19 protein-coding genes and 2 pseudogenes are annotated in these 20,619 nt (G+C 49.9%); 12 read left to right on the forward strand and 9 right to left on the reverse strand.

The genetic code is table 11. From position 1 onward, the window contains the following. Nucleotides 1-294: pseudogene (locus AAKU64_RS17220) on the forward strand (hypothetical protein); the annotation flags it as partial. Here the strand turns inward: AAKU64_RS17220 and AAKU64_RS17225 are convergent. After that, a pseudogene (locus tag AAKU64_RS17225) lies at nucleotides 288-626 on the reverse strand (YHS domain-containing protein); the annotation flags it as partial. The pseudogenes AAKU64_RS17220 and AAKU64_RS17225 overlap by 7 nt on opposite strands. A 634-nt stretch (nucleotides 627-1,260) precedes the next feature. Between AAKU64_RS17225 and AAKU64_RS17230 the strand changes: the two are divergent. From AAKU64_RS17230 to AAKU64_RS17280, 11 genes are all read left to right on the forward strand, one after another. Continuing rightward, nucleotides 1,261-1,434: a DUF2933 domain-containing protein gene (locus tag AAKU64_RS17230; RefSeq protein ID WP_323492995.1), complete on the forward strand. Its 174-nt coding sequence runs from the start codon at nucleotides 1,261-1,263 to the stop codon at nucleotides 1,432-1,434. Next, on the forward strand, nucleotides 1,431-2,081 hold the full coding sequence (locus AAKU64_RS17235) for a methyltransferase family protein (RefSeq protein ID WP_354362539.1): 651 nt from the start codon (nucleotides 1,431-1,433) through the stop codon (nucleotides 2,079-2,081). Before AAKU64_RS17230 ends, AAKU64_RS17235 begins: the two co-directional genes overlap by 4 nt. Nucleotides 2,082-2,158: 77 nt before the next feature. After that, on the forward strand, nucleotides 2,159-2,791 hold the full coding sequence (locus tag AAKU64_RS17240) for a LemA family protein (RefSeq protein ID WP_323492996.1): 633 nt from the start codon (nucleotides 2,159-2,161) through the stop codon (nucleotides 2,789-2,791). Continuing rightward, nucleotides 2,788-3,636, forward strand: coding sequence for a TPM domain-containing protein (locus AAKU64_RS17245; RefSeq protein WP_416352064.1), 849 nt, complete (start codon nucleotides 2,788-2,790; stop codon nucleotides 3,634-3,636). Before AAKU64_RS17240 ends, AAKU64_RS17245 begins: the two co-directional genes overlap by 4 nt. Before the next feature lie 2 nt (nucleotides 3,637-3,638). Next, nucleotides 3,639-4,136: a TPM domain-containing protein gene (locus AAKU64_RS17250; RefSeq protein ID WP_323492512.1), complete on the forward strand. Its 498-nt coding sequence runs from the start codon at nucleotides 3,639-3,641 to the stop codon at nucleotides 4,134-4,136. 97 nt (nucleotides 4,137-4,233) lie between these two features. Then, nucleotides 4,234-4,488, forward strand: a complete 255-nt coding sequence (locus AAKU64_RS17255; RefSeq protein ID WP_323492509.1) for a heavy-metal-associated domain-containing protein — start codon at nucleotides 4,234-4,236, stop codon at nucleotides 4,486-4,488. Nucleotides 4,489-4,540: 52 nt separating this feature from the next. Beyond that, nucleotides 4,541-4,765, forward strand: coding sequence for a cytochrome oxidase putative small subunit CydP (gene cydP, locus AAKU64_RS17260; RefSeq protein WP_323492508.1), 225 nt, complete (start codon nucleotides 4,541-4,543; stop codon nucleotides 4,763-4,765). Next, nucleotides 4,762-6,345 (forward strand): cytochrome ubiquinol oxidase subunit I, encoded by a 1,584-nt coding sequence (locus tag AAKU64_RS17265; protein WP_323492507.1) that lies wholly within the window; start codon nucleotides 4,762-4,764, stop codon nucleotides 6,343-6,345. The genes cydP and AAKU64_RS17265 overlap by 4 nt, the downstream gene beginning before the upstream one ends. Then, nucleotides 6,342-7,478: a cytochrome d ubiquinol oxidase subunit II gene (gene cydB, locus AAKU64_RS17270; RefSeq protein ID WP_323492506.1), complete on the forward strand. Its 1,137-nt coding sequence runs from the start codon at nucleotides 6,342-6,344 to the stop codon at nucleotides 7,476-7,478. The genes AAKU64_RS17265 and cydB overlap by 4 nt, the downstream gene beginning before the upstream one ends. Before the next feature lie 21 nt (nucleotides 7,479-7,499). Next, entirely contained in the window at nucleotides 7,500-7,622 is a 123-nt protein-coding gene (gene cydX / locus AAKU64_RS17275; protein WP_323492505.1) for a cytochrome bd-I oxidase subunit CydX, read from the forward strand. Beyond that, nucleotides 7,619-7,903: a cyd operon YbgE family protein gene (locus AAKU64_RS17280; protein WP_323492504.1), complete on the forward strand. Its 285-nt coding sequence runs from the start codon at nucleotides 7,619-7,621 to the stop codon at nucleotides 7,901-7,903. The genes cydX and AAKU64_RS17280 overlap by 4 nt, the downstream gene beginning before the upstream one ends. Here the strand turns inward: AAKU64_RS17280 and AAKU64_RS17285 are convergent. The 8 genes from AAKU64_RS17285 to AAKU64_RS17320 form a co-directional block, all read right to left on the reverse strand. Next, nucleotides 7,898-8,308, reverse strand: a complete 411-nt coding sequence (locus AAKU64_RS17285) for an IS6 family transposase (RefSeq protein ID WP_354362540.1) — start codon at nucleotides 8,306-8,308, stop codon at nucleotides 7,898-7,900. The two genes, AAKU64_RS17280 and AAKU64_RS17285, sit on opposite strands and share 6 nt — an antisense overlap. Nucleotides 8,309-8,364: 56 nt before the next feature. Then, a complete protein-coding gene (locus AAKU64_RS17290) occupies nucleotides 8,365-9,399 on the reverse strand; it encodes a class I fructose-bisphosphate aldolase (RefSeq protein ID WP_323492502.1) in 1,035 nt (344 codons plus the stop codon). After that, a complete protein-coding gene (locus tag AAKU64_RS17295; protein ID WP_323492501.1) occupies nucleotides 9,396-11,768 on the reverse strand; it encodes a phosphoketolase family protein in 2,373 nt (790 codons plus the stop codon). The genes AAKU64_RS17290 and AAKU64_RS17295 overlap by 4 nt, the downstream gene beginning before the upstream one ends. Continuing rightward, nucleotides 11,765-12,628 (reverse strand): ADP-polyphosphate phosphotransferase, encoded by an 864-nt coding sequence (locus AAKU64_RS17300; protein WP_323492500.1) that lies wholly within the window; start codon nucleotides 12,626-12,628, stop codon nucleotides 11,765-11,767. The genes AAKU64_RS17295 and AAKU64_RS17300 overlap by 4 nt, the downstream gene beginning before the upstream one ends. A 241-nt stretch (nucleotides 12,629-12,869) precedes the next feature. Further along, on the reverse strand, nucleotides 12,870-13,709 hold the full coding sequence (locus AAKU64_RS17305; protein WP_323492499.1) for a PRC-barrel domain-containing protein: 840 nt from the start codon (nucleotides 13,707-13,709) through the stop codon (nucleotides 12,870-12,872). A gap of 374 nt (nucleotides 13,710-14,083) precedes the next feature. Further along, nucleotides 14,084-15,535: a glucose-6-phosphate dehydrogenase gene (gene zwf / locus AAKU64_RS17310; protein WP_323492498.1), complete on the reverse strand. Its 1,452-nt coding sequence runs from the start codon at nucleotides 15,533-15,535 to the stop codon at nucleotides 14,084-14,086. After that, nucleotides 15,516-16,532 carry a phosphogluconate dehydrogenase (NAD(+)-dependent, decarboxylating) gene (gene gnd, locus AAKU64_RS17315; protein WP_323492497.1) on the reverse strand — a complete coding sequence of 339 codons (1,017 nt, stop codon included), beginning with the start codon at nucleotides 16,530-16,532 and terminating at the stop codon, nucleotides 15,516-15,518. Before gnd ends, zwf begins: the two co-directional genes overlap by 20 nt. After that, a complete protein-coding gene (locus tag AAKU64_RS17320; protein ID WP_323492496.1) occupies nucleotides 16,529-20,461 on the reverse strand; it encodes a GH36-type glycosyl hydrolase domain-containing protein in 3,933 nt (1,310 codons plus the stop codon). Before AAKU64_RS17320 ends, gnd begins: the two co-directional genes overlap by 4 nt. Nucleotides 20,462-20,619 lie beyond the last annotated feature (158 nt).

Below are 20,619 nucleotides of genomic sequence, written 5' to 3' on the forward strand. Positions count from 1 at the left end.
AAAGACATTGATAAACAGGTCGATGAGATGGATGAAAAAATTCAGCAATGGCACCGCTCTTCAGAGACGAGTAGAAAGCTTGCTGAAATCCCAGGTGTTAAACAGCACCGAGAATTTTCCACTTCAATTGAAATTCTGCGTCCAGGAAATTTTCGTCGATCCAATAGCCGCAAGGGCTTCTGTGAATCTCTCTGGAAACGCCCCGCGCTGACAACTGGAAAATTTACGACGCTGTTTGACACTGGCATTTCAGGCTCAAGCGCCATGCCACATTTTGGGCACGCACCGGGGTGATCTTGCTGCACCTCTGGATGCATTGGGCAAGTGTAGATTGTTCCTGCAACGACAGGCTCGGTCACGACAGGTACCATTTCAACTTGATCATCAAGATGAAATGGATATTTAGCGGGATCCGCTGCAAATTTGCTTTTACAGCTAGCACGACAAAAATACACAGAATGACCTTCGTGCTGCACAACATTGGGTGACTGTGGCGTCACTTTCATGCCACATACGGGGTCTTTGAGTGATTGTAAGCTTGGCAGGACCGTTGCGGCCTCACTGCTAGGATTGCGATCAGAGTGCAGAATATTCTTCGATGGCGCAACGTTCATAGGAAGCCTCATTGGTAAATATTAGTAAATATTAATAAGAGCCAAGAGTATTCTCATACTGACAAAGTCGGTAAAAAACTTCCTGTTTATTTGCGCTGAATCAAATCCAATGAATGCTAACCAAACAGCGGAAACGTGCGGGGCAAACAACTGTCTCTCCAGCTAAAAATAGCATCATTTACGTCCATTACAACCCAATATATGTTTTAACAAAGCGCGTTGGCGTACAGACAGTACGATGATTAAGGCACAAGTTACAAAACTAAAGTGCCTTCAGTTTTACGGATCAGGTAAAAAAACTAAAAGAAAAATTTCATATTGATAGAGTCAGATTGTCATCAGGATTGCGTAAGCGCAATAAAATTTAGAACAAGTTACCTTGCAAAATTGAGTATTGGGACGGGAGTACTCAGTGTTCATTTGATGTAAATCAAGAGTCATTGCAATAGCCGCAGATCTCTATATTTGCGGCTGGACTTGTAGTGAGTTGGGCAATACGATGACTCTACTGACAATATAAATATCATTAGATAACGAATAGTCCGGAATCTAAAATACCAGGAGAAAGAGATGGATCATGATCCTCATTCGCACCAAAATCGCTTCTCCCACGCAACGTTCAAGTCGGTGTTGATGGTTTTTTACTGTGACTGCATATCTCCTGATTTGGGGGCACAGAGTGCACCTTGATAGCTATCTTCACTACCTTCCATTTTTGCTATTGATCGCTTGCTCAGCAATGCATTTTTTTATGCACAGCGGCGACCACGGACACCATCAACACGCAGGGCAAAAAGATATTTCCGGAGATCAAAAGTGAATCATTCTGAGGCTCCTGCTTACGGACTCTGGTCGCTCGTGATCATCAATTCACTGATGTTCATTGTTTTCGCGTTTAGCTTTTCGAAACCGAAAACATCGCGCGATTGGCGTTCATTCGGCGCATTTTCGGCTTTCTTAATTGCGCTGTTTACCGAGATGTACGGATTTCCATTAACTATTTATTTATTCTCTGGTTGGTTATCACAACGCTTTCCAACCGTTGATTTCTTCTCACACGACGCAGGTCACTTATTCGAAGTTATGTTTGGTTGGCAAGGCAATCCGCATTTTGGTCCGTTTCATATAGTCAGTAATATTTTAATAGGACTAGGTTTCTGGCTACTCGCCTCGGCATGGAGAAAGCTATATGAAGCCCAGAGAAATCATCAGCTTGCAATTACTGGCCCGTATGCGCGAGTGCGTCATCCCCAGTATGACGGCTTCGTTCTGATCATGTTTGGTTTCTTACTGCAATGGCCAACCTTGGTCACATTGATTATGTTTCCAATTCTTGTATTCATGTATGTGCGCCTTGCAAGGCGTGAGGAGCACGAGGCACAACGAGATTTTGGTGACACATACGCTCGGTACCATGCGACGACTCCCGCTTTCTTCCCACATTTCGCAGAACCATCGCATGCCTAAAATTAAACTTCAATCTCTTTTCCGAATGTCTTATCAGCTCTCCCGAGCAGGCTTAACTATCTTCTGGAGTAATAACCATGCGTAAATTTTGGATTTTCCTGCTCATACTTTCCTCACTCAGCCTGTCAGGCTGCGGTTACAACACATTGCAGAGCAACGACGAACAAATCAAGGCTAGTTGGTCAGAAGTTGTGAATCAATATCAACGTCGGGCAGATCTTGTCCCTAATTTGGTCAATACCGTAAAAGGTTTCGCGACTCAGGAGAAAGATGTTCTATTGGGCGTTACCAACGCCAGAGCCAAAATCGGTAGCATGCAAGTAACCCCAGAATTGCTTAATAATCCAGAAGCCTTTGCTAAGTTTCAGGCGGCGCAAGGAGAAATGTCGAGCGCGCTGTCTAAGTTACTTGTAGTTACAGAGAATTATCCACAGCTTAAATCAGATGCAAATTTTCGTGACCTTCAAGCCCAGTTAGAGGGTACAGAAAATCGTATTACCGTTGCACGAAATCGGTATATCAGCGCTGTACAGCAATTCAATGTAACCGTGCGCTCATTTCCTTCTAATTTAACCGCGATGGCATTTGGATTTAAAGAGAAGCCCAACTTCACGGTAGAAAATGAAAAAGAGATTTCACAGCCGCCTAAAGTGGAGTTTGGACCAACGTCACAAAAATCGCCCGACAATACCCAAGGAGCACCAAAGTGATCACCGCAAATTGGGTAAAAGGATACCTTTTTGCCGTTGCACTTGGCTCGTCATTGATTGCCTTTGCACAAGTGCCAGTGCCACCTTTGTCCGGACGAGTGACTGATCAGACGTCAACCCTAAATTCAGAACAAAAATCTACTTTAGAACAAACACTACAAACGTTTGAGGCAAAAAAAGGGAGCCAGATTGCAGTTTTAATCGTGCCTACAGTCAACCCTGAAACAATTGAACAATATGCTTTGCGCGTCGCCGAGTTATGGAAGTTGGGCAGAAATAAAGTGGATGATGGTGCAATTTTAGTTATTGCTAAAAACGACAGGACATTGCGGATTGAAGTGGGGTATGGCCTGGAGGGCGCGCTTAACGATGCGACGAGCAAACGTATCGTCAGTGAAATAATTTCCCCTCGTTTCAAGCAAGGTGATTTCTATGGCGGTATCACAGCTGGGTTAGATCAAATGATGAAAGTAATTGACGGCGAGCCGCTACCGCCATCCACAGGAAAATCAAATGTCGATCTTGGAGATGTTCGGCAATTCGCGCCGGTTATCTTTGTGGTTGCCGTCATGTTAGGTGGGTTGTTGCGTTCGATACTCGGCAGGTTTCCGGGTGCGATTGTAACGGGCGTGGCGGTGGCTGGAGTGGCTTGGTTGTTTGCAGGGGCATTATCCATTGCCTTGAGTGCCGGAGCCATTGCTCTGTTATTTACCTTGATCAGTGGGGGTATGGTCGGGCGTGGCATGGGTGGGCTCGCCGGGGTATATGGTCGGGGTGGCGGCGGTGGCGGGTTTGGGGGTGGCGGAGGTGGTTTTGGTGGTGGCGGCGCATCCGGAAGGTGGTAGTGATGAACATCAAGCGCATAGCCAAACATCTCACTATGACCCACTGGCAAGTCAGCCGAACTTTTACCCGTAGAACCTTGACCATAATTGAACAGTCGATCAAACGTAGCGAAACGGCGCATGTAGGGGAAATTCGTTTCGTTGTGGAAGGCGCGCTGGACGGTATGCCACTCTTTACGGGGCAAACTGCAAGAGAACGGGCAATCGACGTGTTTTCTCAGTTGAGAATGTGGGACACCGAATATAACAATGGCGTATTGATTTATTTGTTATATGCCGATCGGGATGTAGAAATTATTGCGGATCGCGGTATCCATTCGAAGGTGCATTCAAGAGAGTGGACAAAGATCTGTCGTCAGATGGAAACAGCTTTTAAACAAGGCAATTATGAAGGTGGTGTCATCAATGGAATTCAGGCAGTGACAGCCTCCTTAGCGGAACATTTCCCCGCTGCGGGTAATGGCCGTAATGAGTTATCAAATAAACCGATGGTGTTATGAATAAATGATCTTATCGTCTCAATGGAAAAAAAAACATCAAGATTTAAGACTTACTATCGAATGAGCATTAAACAAACCATAGAGTGGGAGCACTACCATGCAAACAGAATATTTAAAGGTAACGGGAATGACTTGCGGTGGCTGTATTAATACCGTAACAAAAGCTCTAAAAGCAGTTTCGGGTGTGAGCGAGGTCAACGTGTCACTCGCAGAGGGTGAAGCTACGGTGCAATTCGATGAAGCAAGGAGCTCACCCGATCAATTAAAAGCAGCAATTGAGGAAGCTGGCTACGGCATCGATGGTTCTTCTGCCGCACGCAAACATCAGTCCAAGGGCGGCTGCTGCGGTTAAGGTATTGACTCGACAATGAAAAGCTAAATTACCTTGTGTCCAGGAGATGTTTATGACACCAGCATTCGACATAAAAAAGATTACGACGCCTCTTCTGATCTACACCCATAAACCCCGTTCCCTTTTTCTCCATTTAGCCATCGCCGTGCTAATCAAGTTCGTCGTGTTGATAGGTTTGTGGTGGTTTTTTATTCGTGATAGTAGCGTTGTGGTTAATGCTGATTTCATGGCTACACACATTGGTGTCCCCGCAAATTCTGAAGGAGTATCGAAGTGATTTCAGAACAATTGGTTGATCTTTCGCGGCTGCAGTTCGCCGCTACTGCCTTATACCATTTCCTGTTTGTCCCTCTCACGATTGGCATGGTCTGGCTGTTGCTGATCATGGAAAGCGTTTATGTGATGACGGGCAAAGTAATTTGGCGTGACATGACCCAATTTTGGGGAAAATTATTTGGTATTAACTTTGCCTTGGGCGTTACTACCGGTATCACGCTGGAATTCCAGTTTGGTACCAACTGGGCGTATTACTCGCATTATGTGGGTGACATTTTTGGCGCACCACTTGCGATTGAAGGCTTGATGGCGTTCTTTTTAGAATCCACTTTGATTGGCCTGTTCTTTTTTGGTTGGAGCCGCTTAAGTAAACCAAAACATTTACTGGTTACCATGTTGATGGCCGTCGGCACGAACTTGTCAGCGTTATGGATTTTGATTGCCAATGGCTGGATGCAAAATCCGGTCGGCGCAGAATTTAGTTATCTCACGATGCGTATGGAGATGGTTGATTTTTGGGCGGTTGTTTTTAATCCTGATGCACAGGCTAAGTTCGTACACACTGTCTCGGCTGGTTACTTAACTGGTTCGATGTTCGTGTTGTCGATTTCTAGCTGGTATTTACTGCGCAACCGTGATGTTGAATTTGCAAAACGCAGTTTCGGCGTCGCTGCGGCGTTTGGCTTAGCGTCTGCTTTGAGTGTAATTGTGCTGGGTGATGAATCGGGTTACACCGTAGGTGAAGCGCAGCAAACCAAGATGGCCGCCATTGAGGCGATGTGGGAAACCAAGCCAGCACCGGCTGGATTAACACTGATTGCCGATATCAACGAAGCGGAGCAAAAAAATAACTGGGAGGTGGAAGTCCCTTGGGTAATGGGGCTGATCGGAACGCGGTCGGTCAGTAAGAAAATTCCCGGTATCCATGATATTAAAATCAAAAATCATAAGCGGGTGGTACGCGGCATCGTGGCGGTTAAAGCATTAGAGGTATTGAGAAAAAATCGCTATGACGAGCAAGCTTTAGCCATCTTTAATGCCAACAAAAACGATCTTGGTTTTGGCTTGCTTCTCAGAAGATATGTCAGTGATATGGATCAAGTAACGCCAGAATTTATTAACCGTGCGGTGAACGACACGATACCGCGTGTGACGCCAATGTTCTGGGGTTTCCGAATTATGGTTGGTCTTGGCTTTGCGATGTTGGCCTTATTTGGAATTGCTTTTTTTAGCACGATTAAAGCCAGCAAAGAAAAAAGTCCTTGGTTACTCAAATGGGCGCTTTGGATGCTGCCAGCACCTTGGATTGCCTGCGAACTAGGCTGGTTTGTGGCCGAGTATGGTCGTCAGCCTTGGACTATTTATGGTGTGCTACCAACGTATTTAAGCGTGTCCACATTGAGTGTCAATAGTTTGTATGGATCTCTCGCCGGATTCGTGACGTTTTATACCGTGTTATTGATCGTAGAAATGTATTTGATGGTTAAGTTTGCGCGCCAAGGCCCAGGTAGTTTAGGAACGGGGCGGTATCAGTTTGAAACAACACATGGTGCAGATAATCTCTTAGGAGCAGCAAAATGATTGACTATCCAACACTTAAAATAATTTGGTGGGTACTCGTCGGTGTCTTATTGATCGGCTTTGCGATCATGGATGGACATGATATGGGCGTAGGAACCTTGTTACCCTTCGTGGGCAAAACCGATTTGGAGCGGCGGGTCGTACTCAACACAGTCGGGCCGCACTGGGAAGGAAACCAAGTTTGGTTTATTACTGGTGGCGGTGCGATTTTCGCGGCTTGGCCACTTGTGTATGCGACTGCGTTTAGCGGATTTTATTGGGCATTGTTAGCGGTTTTGTGGGCTTTATTTTTACGTCCGGTGGGATTTGACTATCGCAGCAAAATCCATAATTCAACTTGGCGCAGTGTGTGGGATTGGGGCTTATTTATCGGTGGCGCTGTTCCTCCGCTTATTTTTGGTGTGGCTTTCGGTAATTTATTGGAAGGCGTCCCGTTTCAATTTGATAATTACATGGCCTCTACATACACAGGAACGTTCTGGCAATTACTTAATCCGTTTGCCTTACTTGCTGGCGTTGTTAGCAGCGCGATGATCACAATGCAGGGCGGTACATATTTGGCGCACCGTACTGAAGGCGCGGTACAACAACGTGCGATCAAAGGTGCCATTGGGGCGGCCGTGGTAATGATCGTTGCGTTCATAGCTGCAGGCGTTTGGTTACAAGTCATTCCCGGATACCGTATTAGCTCCCTGATCGATACTGCGGCATTGTCCGACCCGCTGAGTAAAACTGTAGTCCATGAATCGGGCGCATGGATGAATAATTATCGCGTGCAGCCGTTGCTTTGGATTTTGCCTCTATTAGCTATTGCAGGCGCATTGTTGACGACCGTTTTGCTGTTGGCGCGCCGGACATTAATCGGATTCGTCACATCGTCGCTTGCTCTAGTGGGTGTGATCGGCACAGCGGGTGCGTCAATGTTTCCATTTTTAATGCCCTCTTCCAGTATGCCGAATGCTAGTTTGACTGTGTGGGATAGCGTATCGAGCCATCTCACTTTGGGCATCATGTTTTGGGCGACGCTTATTTTTATGCCGTTGATTATTTTCTATACCTCATGGGCTTATCGCGTGATGCGCGGCAAGGTCACCATCGAACAAATTAAAGCTAACGAACATAGCGCCTATTAACAGGAAAAAAGGAGTAATAACATGTGGTATTTCGCTTGGATTTTAGGTGTCGGTTTCGCGCTGCTTCTAGCTGTATTGAACGCTATGTGGGGCGAAAATGAGGCGGCTCGACGTGATGGTCATCAGGACGATTCAGGATTATGAAAGCAGAGTCAACAACTCGCACCGCGCTCGGCATGCAGATATTGTGCTTACTTATTTCGGTGAGCATTATGGTTGGCGGCACTGCCTATCCACCGTTGTTGATGACAGCATCGGGAAAGGTCGAGCATGGTTTGGCGACGCTGGTATTTTGGTCGATGAGTGCTGGATTTGTATATGGTGTAGGTTTTGTGCCAAAGAATGCAGTGGGGCGCTGGCTGTTTTCATTCTGGGCTTGCTTTGCAGCGTTGTTACTTGCCGGGCTGCTTAAACTTTTTTTATAGATACCATGTATTTTCGAGTTCTTCATAATAAAGTAGGTGGCTTGCGGAAAAAACGTTTTGCGGCTGTCGGTTGCGCCGACTCTGCATCAGAATATCGAGCACATGTCCGTTCTGATCGACCGCACGCCATAGGTAATGGTGCTTGCCCTTGATTGTTAGCACCCCCTCGTCGAGATGCCATTTGTCTCCGCGTTGCGGTTGACGCCGGCGAAGCTCATTGGCATAGCCTTGGCCAAACTTCAACGTCCATTGGCGGATCGTCTCATACGTGACTATGATGCCACGGCTGGCCATTAGTTCTTCTATGTCGAGAAAACTCAGCGCGAACCGGAAGTAGAGCCACACGACATGGCTGATGATTTCTGCTGGGTAGCGGAACCCGCGATAGAGTAGAGATTTTTTCATCTCGCCACCTTACAATATTTTGCCAGCCTCCGTAAGTTGACAATACCTGGTAGCGGTCATACCTGCTCCAACGACGCATCGTATTCCCCGCGCCGCGCCGCGCGGTTACAGAATGTACGGTGTATCAGAGCTTGTTGGGCTGCTTTTACGTTTGCGTCGTCCCCGCGCCAAATCTCCAATGCGGGAAATTGAATCGCTCGAGAAAATGAGAATCCCAGTGCCCATGGCAAATACGCGTTGAAACGCTGAATCATCGCACTCAAGCGAGCAGAGGCGATCTCACCAAGTTGACCACCCGATAAGAATGCGACCCCAGGCACTGCAGCGGGGACAGCTCGCAACAGGCACGTTACTGTCGCATCGGCCACTTCCTCCAGTGAGTTACTCAAGGGGGCATGACTGTTGCATGCCAAGCCTGGCAGCACCATGTTGGGCTTAAGGATAATTCCTTCCAACATGACACTTTGCCGAATAAGTTGGTCGAAAACCGCATGCAAAACTTGTTCTGTCACTTTCGCGCAGTGCTGCAAGGAATGCGCGCCATCCATCAACACTTCAGGCTCAATGATCGGAACCATTCCAACTTCCTGACAAAGCGCTGCATAGCGTGCTAGCGCATGCGCATTAGCCTCTATGCATGCACGGCTTGGAATGTTCTGGTCAATCGAAATAACTGCGCGCCACTTGGCAAAACGTGCCCCAAATGCAACATATTCGTTCAACCGCTCACGCAGACCGTCCAGACCTTCGGTTATTTTCTCATCGACATGCGCTGCCATGTCCTTGGCGCCGGTGTCAACTTTGATGCCCGGAATAATGCCTGCATCAATAAGTACTTCAATCAAGGGCTTACCATCCTTTTTTTTCTGCCGGATCGTCTCATCAAACAGGATTGCACCACTGATAGATTCGTTGAGGCCAGGAGCGGTCACTATCAATTCTCGATAAGCACGCCGCTTCTCTGCAGTTTGTTCAATTCCCAACGCTGAGAATCGTTTATTGCAGGTTGGATTGCTTTCGTCCATTGCCAGCAAGCCTTTGTCGTTGGCGAACAGCGCTTGTGCCGTATCAATCAATTGCTGAGCATTCATTTGGAATTACTCCATTTCCAGTTACGGATTTCCGGCATATCCAGGCCGTTCTTATCAATATACGCCTTGTGCTCAATCAACTTGCTCTTCATCCGCTGTATTATGGCAATGCCTTTATCACCTGTCTGAGGTAGTCGGTTAACTGCATCTATCACCAAATGGAATCGATCCAGATCATTAAGCACCGTCATGTCAAAAGGTGTAGTAACAGTTCCCTCTTCCTTGTAGCCTCTTACATGGATGTTGTCGTGATTAGTGCGGCGGTAGGTCAGCCTATGGATTAACCAAGGGTAACCATGAAAGGCGAAGATGACTGGTTTATTTATAGTGAAAATCTCGTCAAAAGCGGTGTCACTCAAACCATGTGGATGCTCGATTGACGGTTGCAAACGCATCAAATCGACCACATTGACCACCCTCACCTTCAACTCAGGTAAATACTCTCGTAAAATGGTAACGGCGGCCAAGGCTTCAAGCGTAGGCACATCGCCACAGCATGCCATGACCACATCAGGCTCCATGGTTTGGTCATGGCTTGCCCAGTTCCAGATGCCTATGCCTTCGGCGCAATGCTTGACGGCGGCTTCCATCGTTAGCCATTGTGGCGCTGGATGTTTGCCCGCGATTACGACGTTGACGTAATGTCGACTGCGTAGACAATGATCCATCACCGAGAGCAGGCAATTGGCATCTGGCGGCAAGTAAACCCGTACCACTTCAGCCTTTTTATTCACGACATGGTCGATGAAGCCGGGATCCTGATGCGTGAAGCCGTTGTGATCCTGACGCCAGACATGGGAGGCCAGTAAATAATTAAGCGATGCGATTTTGCGCCGCCATGGCAAATGCGCCGTTACTTTTAACCACTTGGCGTGCTGGTTGAACATTGAATCAATGATGTGAATGAAGGCTTCATAACAATTGAAGATACCATGCCGTCCAGTCAGCAAATAGCCTTCTAACCAGCCTTCGCATTGGTGCTCGCTGAGCATTTCCATGACCCGCCCTTGCGGTGCGAGAAACTCGTCGTTTGGCAATGTCGCGGCTTCCCATTGGCGTTGCGTCACCTCAAATAAGGCCTCTAAACCGTTGGACAGCGTTTCATCAGGGCCGAACACACGAAAATTGCGCTGGGACTCATTAAGACGAGTGACATCACGCAGGAAGGGTCCGAGCACATGCGTGTCACCGATTCCCTTGACACCTGGTTCGGGTACATTGGCCGCGTAGTCACGGAAATCAGGCATGTGCAAATCGCGTAGCAGAACGCCACCGTTAGCATGCGGATTTGCGCCCATTCGCCTTTCGCCCTTCGGTGCCAGTTCAGCCAGTTCTGGCTGCAAGCGACCTTGCTCATTGAATAGCTCTTCGGGCCTGTAACTTGCGAGCCAGTCTTCCAGCAGCTTAAGATGTTCTGGCGGCGCGGTTTCCGATACCAAAACCGGCACCTGATGGGCGCGGAAGGTACCTTCGATTTGGCGTCCATCTACCACTTCTGGGCCGGTCCAGCCTTTCGGTGAATTGAGCACAATCATCGGCCAGCGTGCTCGTGCGATGTCTCCATTATCCCGTGCGTTGCGCTGTATCTGTTTAATCTGCTCAACTGCCACATCCAATACCTGCGCCATTTCCTCATGCATCAGCGCAGGCTCGTGGCCTTCGACGAAGTAAGGCGTCCAGCCGTAGCCGCGCAACAATTGATCCAGCTCTTCATGTGTGATGCGTGCAAGAACTGTCGGGTTAGAAATTTTATAGCCGTTCAGATGCAGAATCGGTAACACCGCGCCATCAGTCACTGGGTTGAGGAATTTATTAGAGTGCCACGCTGTGGCCAGTGGCCCGGTTTCTGCCTCACCATCACCAATCACGCACGCAACAATCAGCTCTGGATTGTCGAACACTGCTCCAAAAGAATGACTGAGTGAATATCCCAATTCACCACCTTCGTGAATTGAGCCCGGACACTCCGGTGATGCATGACTCGGTATGCCCCCTGGAAAGGAAAACTGCAAAAACAATTTCTGCAGGCCAGCTTCGTCCTGACTGATGTTGGGATATATTTCGCTGTAGGTGCCTTCAAGATACGTATTACCCACAACCGCCGGGCCGCCATGTCCGGGGCCGGAAACATAAATCATGTCGAGATCATATTTCTTGATGACCCGATTCAGATGCGCATAGATGAAATTCTGACCAGGTGTAGTGCCCCAGTGTCCTAATAGCATGTGCTTTACATCAGAAAGAACTAACGAACGTCGTAGTAGAGGGTTGTCAAACAAGTAAATCTGCCCCACTGACAGATAGTTAGCGGCGCGCCAATAGGCATCAATATTATATAATTGGTCTGGAGTAAGTGTGGTCGATTTCATTTTAGTTTCTTTCGAATAGCCTTCAGTTCCTGTCGGCGGGCAGAACTCACAACTGGGTAACTCAACTTTAAGCCTTCCATCGCGTCAAGTAGTATCTGCGACACAATGAGTCGCGCATTATCCTTGTCGTCGGCTGGCACGATGAACCAGGGAGAATCGACAGTGCTGGTCGCACCAAGCGCGTGGCCGTAAGCCTGCATATAGGCATCCCAATATTTGCGTTCACCAATATCATCCGCGCTAAATTTCCAGCTTTTGTCGGGCTCGTCAATGCGCGCCAACAGGCGCCTGCGCTGCTCCTCTTTTGATAGGTGCAGGAACACCTTCACGATGCGGGTGCCGTTGGCGTGCAAATGCGTTTCCAGATCAACGATCGAGCGGTAGCGACCTTGCCAGACCGATTCGTCTCCTGCCGCATCAGGGAGCTGTTCGCTGTGCAAGATGCTGCTATGCACCCTCACAATAAGTACTTCTTCGTAGTAGGAGCGATTAAATATACCGATCCGCCCACGTTCTGGCAGGTCGCGTGTGGTCCGCCAGAGGAAATCGTGTTGTAGTTCCTGCGCGCTCGGATGCTGAAAGCTGAACACCTGGCAGCCTTGCGGGTTAACGCCCGACATAACGTGGCGAATCGCTCCGTCCTTGCCGGCTGTGTCCATCGCCTGGAAAACCAATAACACGGCTTGGCGGTTCGATGCGTAGAGCAGGCGTTGCTGCTCGCTCAACTGCTCGACATGGTCCTGGAGCGCTTTTCGATACGCCTTCTTCGACTTGCACAGCGATTTGACGTTCGTGCTCCATAGACCGAGGTCCACCTCATCACCTTCTATCACTTTAAATACCTTGGCATCGATTTTCATTGCGAATCCTTGTTGCTCACTTACGCCTGGATGGCAACGAAATGTGACTTCTTGCTGGTCGCCGCGCGGCGCCATAGTGACAGGTGGGCGCAGCAAGCAATTTGTTAGAGCCATCTTTTCCAGCCACTTGACCGCCTCCATGGTAGTAAGGCCAGGTTCAAGATCGGTGCCAAGCCTTGACACCAGATCGACAACCTCGACCAGAGACGAGTCGTCTGTTGCCTAGATAAGAGTCTCGGGATCAAGCATCCGTATCGCTGTGGACAATTCTGTCGGAGGAACTTGCTAACGAATGCCAGTATCCTGCCCGCCCATAGTGCTTGTAGACTGCCATTTCCATCTCGCGTGCAAGTGGGTATGCGGGGTCGTAGGTGGGAGCCAACTTCAAGGTTTCGCGGGTCATGTCAACAGTCACTGTCTGCTCCGCCCAATCTATGTGTTTTATCCATTGCGGGGATACCAACACGTCATGGCCTAGCCACCAGTTGCTCGTGTTCACGACCAGATATCGGATGGCCCAGCTTTCCTCGTCGACCAGCATGCTCTGAACGTGCCCGATCTCGCCATCACTGGCGTGAATGTGGTAACCGACCACTGCCTTGCAACTACGTAAGTGAGGGTTGTTGTCGCGCTGACGCATTTCTCTACTTGCACGGACGCGGTCCGATTCTTCAAGCGTCGCAGTGGCAGGCATGTTGCCATTGTAACCAGGCAAGAGCATGAAAGGATATTCGCCACCGCCCCACATGCCTATACCACCCCAGTAGTATGGAATATTGTAGTAATCAAGGTAGTCGGTTTCATGTTGCCGTGTAACTGGCATGTCAGTGTCAATATTAGGGCTGTTCTTGACTTGCTCTCGCGTCAAAGAGACCGGCAACAACTTGGAGACCCAGTCAGGCTTGCTAGCATTGATGGGTGAAATTAACACCTTTCTGCTAAACAGCCACGAGCCGGCATCGACGACGAGATATCGAATAGCCCACGCCTGGTCATCGAAGTACAAATCCTTTACGTCACCGATAACGCCATCGATTGCGATAATCGAAAGTTCTTGCAGGTCTTTATTTTGGCGAAGCATAGTGTTCTCACTTTCAAATTTTTTAACGAAAATCGTTCGAAAAGGTTTGGCTAAACAGAAGGGGGACAACGGCGGTGATTAAATTGATAGTGTTCAACTAAGTAGTAATTCAACATGCGCTGTTTGCGCCGCAGCGTCGGTTCGCTTGCGCACAAAGCAGATATATTTCTTCACTATGTACCTCTCTGTTGAATCACGGCGATGTATGCAGCAGCGGCGCGATGATGAGAATCGGCCGCCATTTTGGCATGATGGTTTTGACGATCGTGGTCCGCATGCGATCGTTCGTACCAGGCGCCTTCACGCCAGGTATTTCGGCGGGAAAATTTTTGGTTTGATCTTTTTAAATTCGTTCATGGCAGGTATTGCTCCAATTACTTGCTATCCGTCCAAATTACGTGAGCTTCACTTGGTATGGGGTTGTGCCAGCCACCATGAGGCGCTATCAGTAAATTTGCATCTTCGGGGCCCCAACTTCCTCGTTGGTAAAGGGTAGTTGGGTGATGATTCGTGAGGACAGCATCGACCACTGCCCAGGCGGCTTCGATAGCATCTTCGCGCGCGAACAAGGCACCGTCACCAGCCATTGCATCGCCGAGCAGGCGTTCATATGGCATTTCCTGCCCCGGATAATCGTCAAGCAGATATAGCTCGCGTTGATCGCCGACAAACTCTTTTCCAGGACGTTTGACGCGGGCCGCAAGGGCGACTGAGGAGTTCGGCGCGAGTCGGAAGCGAATATAATTTGTAGTCGCAGCCGACGACATGGAATCGTCGAACAATTTTTGGGGTGGCGGCTTTAGCCTTACAATAACTTCTGCCGCACTTGCACCAAGACATTTACCGGATCGCAGGTACCATGGCACCCCGTTCCATCGCCACGAATCGATCCCCAGACGCAGTGCGCAAAAGGTTTCAACATCTGAATGCTTTGCCACACCAGGCTCCTTCCGGTAGCCGGCGTACTGACCACGGACGACATCGTCCGGCTGCAATGGACGCATGGCCTGAAAGACCTTTGTTTTTTCGCTATGAACTGCGCCAAAGCCTTGATAGGCCGGGGCTTCCATTGCCAGCAAAGCGACGATTTGAAACAGATGGTTCTGTATTACGTCACGCAGGCATCCGGCACTTTCATAAAACGCGCTGCGGCCATTGATGCCAAAATCTTCGGAGAGCGTTATCTGTACACTGTCTACATAATTGCGGTTCCAGATCGGCTCCAGGAAAGAATTGGCAAAGCGAAAATAGAGGATATTCATAATAGCCTCTTTCCCGAGATAGTGATCAATGCGGAAAATTGCATCCTCTGGGAACACCGCACGCGCTTCTCGGTTGAGGTGTCTGGCTGACGCTAGGTCACGTCCGAATGGTTTTTCAACAATAACGCGCGCTTGGTGTGCCAGCCCGGCTGCACCCAGCCCCTTGATCACTGTCGCAAACAGCTCGGGTGGAATGGCAAGGTAATGTGCTGGCCGGTGGGCACCGTCCAGTGTCTGTTTAAGTGCGGCAAAGGTAGCGGGATCCTCATAGTTGCCTTTGACATAGCGTAGCAGGGACAAAAGATGGCGCAGCGCCGGTTTGTCATCGATCTTCCCTGCCTGTCTGACGCCATCCTCGACACGCTTGCGCAACTGTGCCAACGTGCATGCCGAAGATGCAACGCCAACTATTGGCACTGTGAGTATCCCGCGCTTTGCCATCGCGTAAAGTGCAGGAAAAATCTTCTTATGTGCCAGGTCGCCAGTAACGCCGAACAGCACCAGTGCATCCGAATGCTTGCTGCCCTCTATGCTTTTGCTGATCTCAGGATCGTTGTTTTTCATCGTGTCCGCCAAATTGTTTGCGCATCGCGGATAGCAGACGATTGGCAAATTCTGCTTCACCGCGAGAGCTGAAGCGTTCATAGAGTGCGGCACTGAGCACCGGAGTTGGCACCGCTTCATCAATAGCCGCAGCAATGGTCCAGCGTCCCTCACCGGAATCTGACACGTGGCCTGCAAAATTTTCCAATTGAGGATCTTGCAGCAATGAGGTCGCGGTCAGATCGAGCAACCAGGAACCAATTACACTGCCGCGCCGCCATACTTCCGCGATTTGCGGTAGATCCATGTCGTATTGGTAGAATTCCGGCTCGCGCAATGGGGTGGTTTCGGCGTCGGCCTCGTGCGTGCGTTTGCCAGCGTTGGCACCTTTCAGGATGTTCAGACCTTCCGCATATGCGGCCATGACACCGTACTCGATACCGTTATGTACCATTTTGACAAAATGACCGGCACCGGTTGGGCCGCAATGCAGATAACCATGTTCGACCGGTTCGGGAGTTCCGCTCCGGCCGGGAGTGCGCGACGCGGCCTCGATTCCGGGCGCTATACTCTTGAAAATCGGATCCAGTTGTTTGACGATAGCTACTTCACCACCAACCATCAGGCAGAAGCCGCGGTCGAGGCCGAACACACCGCCACTAGTGCCGCAATCGACGTAATGAATGCCCTTGGGACTTAGCATCGCGGCTCTGGCAATGTCATCGCGATAGTAGCTGTTGCCGCCATCGATGATGATATCGCCTGACTCAAGGTGGGCAGCGAGTGCGTCAACAGTCTTGCCGACAACACCAGCAGGAACCATCACCCAGACTACACGCGGCTGTGGTAATTGCTCGACCAAGTCCGCAAGCGAAACCACGCCTGCGATTCCGTTCACAGCAATTTTTTCGATAACCGCTGGGTCAATGTCATAGACTACGCACTGATGGCCATCCATGCTTAAGCGTCGCACCAGACTGGCACCCATGCGCCCTAATCCGATCATTCCGATATTCATTTTGTTTCCTTTTTTTTAATGGGCGCTACCTGAATTCGTAAATCCACCATATGCTTCTCGCGGTCATTTACCAAATGAATGGCGGCACCTGACTGAGCAACGCCATCGACGGTCAGCATGGCCTTGCCATCTGCACCATCAATCAGCAACACGGTGATGTGATAGACGGTTTCCCGATATCGGTAGCGGACGTCAAATGACTTCCATTCCGCCGGTACACAGGGAGAAAAATGCAGCTGGTTTGCTTCCAAGCGCAAACCGAGTAACGATTCCAGCATAAAACGCAGCATCCATCCTGCCGATCCGGTGTACCAGGTCCAGCCGCCGCGTCCAATATGCGGTGCTAATGAATACACATCCGATGCAAGTACATAGGGTTCGGTCTTGTAGTTCGCTATCGCATCGATAGAATCGGCATGCCTGACCGGATCGATCATCGTGAACAATTTCCACGCACGCTCGGTGTCGCCCAGCGCCGCAAACGCCATCCCGGCCCATACTGCCGCATGCGTGTACTGACCGCCATTTTCGCGCACACCTGGTAGATATCCCTTGATATAGCCAGGATTAGGTTCCGATTTATCAAAAGGTGGATCGAGTAACTGAATCAGCGCAGCATCTGGACGCACAAGCAGTTTGTCCAACGCATTCATCGCTTGCCAGGCTCTTCCCGGTTCAGCAGCGCCCGATAGCACTGACCAGCTTTGGGCGATCGAATCAATACGGCATTCGGCGTTGTTGGCTGAGCCTAGCAGCGAACCATCATCAAACCAGGCGCGGCGATACCATTCACCATCCCAGCCATTGTTTTCGATTGCAACTTTAAGACGTGCCGCTTCGCTCAGGCAGTGCGCCGCAAAGGATGAATCGTTCCGTCGCTGCGCAAGCTCGCTGAACTGTGTTAGTACTGTATACAGGAAAAAACCGAGCCAGACGCTTTCACCTTTCCCCCCCGCACCCACCAGATTCATGCCATCGTTCCAATCACCTGAGCCCATCAGTGGCAAGCCGTGCGTGCCAAAGCGCAGACTGCGTTCGATCGCACGTACACAATGCTGGTATAGATTGGCGCTTTCATTTGATATTACTGGCTGTTCGTAACAGGATTCCTGGTTGGCTTTTGGCGCGTTGCCTTCGATAAAATGAACCATTTCATCGAGCACACCTATGTCGCCAGTCGTGAGTACATAGCGACAGGTCGCCAGCGGTAACCACAGATAATCATCGGAACAATGCGTGCGCACACCACGCCCCATCGGCGGATGCCACCAATGCTGGACATCACCCTCCGGGAATTGTCGAGACGCGCACAGCAACAAGTGCGCACGGACCAGTTCTGGAACTGCGTGCACAAGCGCCATCACATCCTGTAATTGATCGCGAAAGCCAAATGCACCACTCGATTGGTAGAAGGCATTGCGCGCCCACATGCGGCATGCTAGCACCTGATAAAGCAGCCAGCCATTGAGCAGAATATCCAGCGATGGATCAGGTGTTTTGACCTGAACTGCTCCTAGCGTATGGAGCCAATACGCTTTGACCTTGGCTAACGCGCCCGACGCGGCATCAGGGCCGCGCAAACGCATCACCAGCGCGCGCGCAGCATGGATGTCTTTCTCTGCGCCAAGCCGGAATACAATGTCGCGTCTTTCGCCATCTGCAAGTTCACAAGGTACCCGGATGGCCGCACATGGATCAAGCGCTGCACCCACGGTATTTGACAAGCGCGGATGTGACATCGCAGCGGGATTGCGTAGCGTGCCGTTGCGTCCGAGAAATTCACCGCGGTCGCCGCAATAACTGCAATCGGCAAGCTCATCAACATCAAAGAATGCGACGCGTCCCGCGAAATCGGTGTTGTAAGGATTGCGAGCCAACAATGCGCCGCAGGCGGGGTCAAGCACGGTGCTGACGTGCATTTTTGTTTTCGTGCTCTCGTCGCCCAACACCCATTCAAGATAGCCGGTAACCGACAAACTGCGCGCGCGCCCAGAACGATTGTGCAAGCTCAATACCACGAATTTGACTGGCGCATCAATTGCAACAAATACGCATAGACTGGATTCGATACCTTCCTGACCGTGCTCGAAAACACTATAGCCGAAACCATGTCGTGTCACATACGGCGCTACGCCACCTGCCGGAAGTGCAGTGGGCGACCAGAAGTGTCCGCTTTCCTCATCGCGCACGTAATACGCCTCGGTATTGGGATCGCCGATGGGGTCGTTTGACCAGGGCGTAAGGCGAAACTCGTGAGCGTTTTCGCTCCAGGTATTGGCGCTGCCGCTTTCAGAAACAATGGAACCGAAGCCCGGATTTGCAAGTACATTCACCCATGGCGCCGGTGTCATACGACCCGGCTCAATCTTGATGACGTATTCACGTCCATCTGGCGTAAAACCACCGAAGCCATTCGGAAAGCTAAGTTCACGGATCGGGAGTTCGATTGCAGCTAGTATGGCCGAATCCAGCTTGCAAGCGGCTTTCAGTGGCGGAATATTACACGTCACTACGCCAGCCCTTTTTAACTGTTGCGCCAGCGACCCATCTACATCGCGCAGAACTACGCGGGAGACCGTTTGCAACAGGATGCGTCCATCCAGCGCTACTTTTTTACTTGACAGTAAGAATATTCCCCCTGGCTGATCAAGCTGATTGATCTCGCTCTCTGCGGCAATTAGGGGTGCGATCTTTTCATGCAAACCAGGTCGGGCATCTTCAAGCTCTTCGATGAGAATGACCAAATCGATTGCCAACCCATGCATGCGCCAATACGCATGGGCTTGTACTAGTTGGCGCAACAGACCCGAATTGTCTTCGTCCGTCATTATCAGGAGGACGATTGGTAAATCGCCGGAAATTCCATAAGCCCATAGGCTGGACTGGCCTTGCAGATTTTTCAAGATAATATCTGGCGTGGCACGCAATGACGGCTGCGAATAGATGACAGAACCGGCAAGTCGTGCAAACAGTTGTGCGTCCGCTGCCGTCACATGCAGCCTGCTCAAAGTGGTTTGGTGACAAGCAGTGGCTTCAGCAAACACCCGATTTACCAATTCCTTATCTTGATATTTATCAACCAACTGCATGCATGCTGCGCGAGTTGCACCACACCCAGTGATCATATCCACGGTCGCTGACTCTCCCGGATTGAGAGAGATGCAAGAGCGAATCGCTGCCACTGGATCAAGCACTGAACCAGCGCTTCCTGACAAAGTCGCCTTATCACTCAATGCCTGAGGATCAACCATGGAGTGGCCGCGACCGATAAATAGCAAACGGTTGGTTTCGTAAGTGATCTCCCCGACTATGGGCTGATGAGTTACCAGTAGATGAAACATCCATGGCATGGCATCATCGGAGGACCTTGCCCGACGCGTTGCCAAAATTGCGTTATCTTCACGAACGATCTCGGTTTCAACAAACAGTTTGCTGAATGCTGGGTGTCCTGCATCCATTGCACGCGTTGCCAGCACGATTTCCGCATAACTCGTTACTTCGATGGTCCTGTTCGCAAGAGAACAATTGGTTAGACGCACGCGCCGAACCTCGAGTTCATCTTCCGGTGCAACAACTATATCCGTATGCGTTTCGATATCATGGTCCCGACGTCGGAAAATCGCATGCCCATCCGAGAAAATTGCCTCATAGAAATCTGGATCTTGCAATGTCGGCTGATATGCAGTTGACCAGGTGTCTCCACTTGAGGTATCTCGCAAGTAACAAAAAGAACCCCAGTTATCGCATACCGCGTCGTCTGTCCAGCGTGTAAGCGAGAGATTTTTCCAGTTACTGGAGCCGCCACCAGCACTCGTAATCATCACATGGTAACTGCCATTCGACAGCAATTGCACTTCTGGCGACCGCGCATGGGGGCAGTCGAATATGCGCAAGGGAATCTGATGGTTAATGTGGGAATTAGAGGTCATGATATCGAATCCAAACGCACATTAGGTTTCAATTATGCGAAAAAGCAGTTGATGGACTGGAAACGGCTAGGCATAAACTTGATACACAACTGAAGACGCGCTTGGCGATGAGTAATTCCTCTTATACAAGAAAAGACCATCAAGTTCTGTGCGATGGC

The sequence above is a fragment of the Undibacterium sp. GrIS 1.8 genome, from assembly GCF_040544445.1.
GTDB lineage: Bacteria > Pseudomonadota > Gammaproteobacteria > Burkholderiales > Burkholderiaceae_D > Undibacterium.

Coding starts and splice junctions, on each gene's coding strand:
- zwf (WP_323492498.1), bottom strand. CDS start 15,535: ATGAAAAACAACGATCCTGAGATCAGCAAAAGCATAGAGGGCAGCAAG.
- cydB (WP_323492506.1), top strand. CDS start 6,342: ATGATTGACTATCCAACACTTAAAATAATTTGGTGGGTACTCGTCGGT.
- cydP (WP_323492508.1), top strand. CDS start 4,541: ATGACACCAGCATTCGACATAAAAAAGATTACGACGCCTCTTCTGATC.
- AAKU64_RS17280 (WP_323492504.1), top strand. CDS start 7,619: ATGAAAGCAGAGTCAACAACTCGCACCGCGCTCGGCATGCAGATATTG.
- AAKU64_RS17320 (WP_323492496.1), bottom strand. CDS start 20,461: ATGACCTCTAATTCCCACATTAACCATCAGATTCCCTTGCGCATATTC.
- AAKU64_RS17250 (WP_323492512.1), top strand. CDS start 3,639: ATGAACATCAAGCGCATAGCCAAACATCTCACTATGACCCACTGGCAA.
- AAKU64_RS17295 (WP_323492501.1), bottom strand. CDS start 11,768: ATGAAATCGACCACACTTACTCCAGACCAATTATATAATATTGATGCC.
- cydX (WP_323492505.1), top strand. CDS start 7,500: ATGTGGTATTTCGCTTGGATTTTAGGTGTCGGTTTCGCGCTGCTTCTA.
- AAKU64_RS17305 (WP_323492499.1), bottom strand. CDS start 13,709: ATGCTTCGCCAAAATAAAGACCTGCAAGAACTTTCGATTATCGCAATC.
- AAKU64_RS17240 (WP_323492996.1), top strand. CDS start 2,159: ATGCGTAAATTTTGGATTTTCCTGCTCATACTTTCCTCACTCAGCCTG.
- AAKU64_RS17285 (WP_354362540.1), bottom strand. CDS start 8,308: ATGAAAAAATCTCTACTCTATCGCGGGTTCCGCTACCCAGCAGAAATC.
- AAKU64_RS17290 (WP_323492502.1), bottom strand. CDS start 9,399: ATGAATGCTCAGCAATTGATTGATACGGCACAAGCGCTGTTCGCCAAC.
- AAKU64_RS17255 (WP_323492509.1), top strand. CDS start 4,234: ATGCAAACAGAATATTTAAAGGTAACGGGAATGACTTGCGGTGGCTGT.
- AAKU64_RS17300 (WP_323492500.1), bottom strand. CDS start 12,628: ATGAAAATCGATGCCAAGGTATTTAAAGTGATAGAAGGTGATGAGGTG.
- gnd (WP_323492497.1), bottom strand. CDS start 16,532: ATGAATATCGGAATGATCGGATTAGGGCGCATGGGTGCCAGTCTGGTG.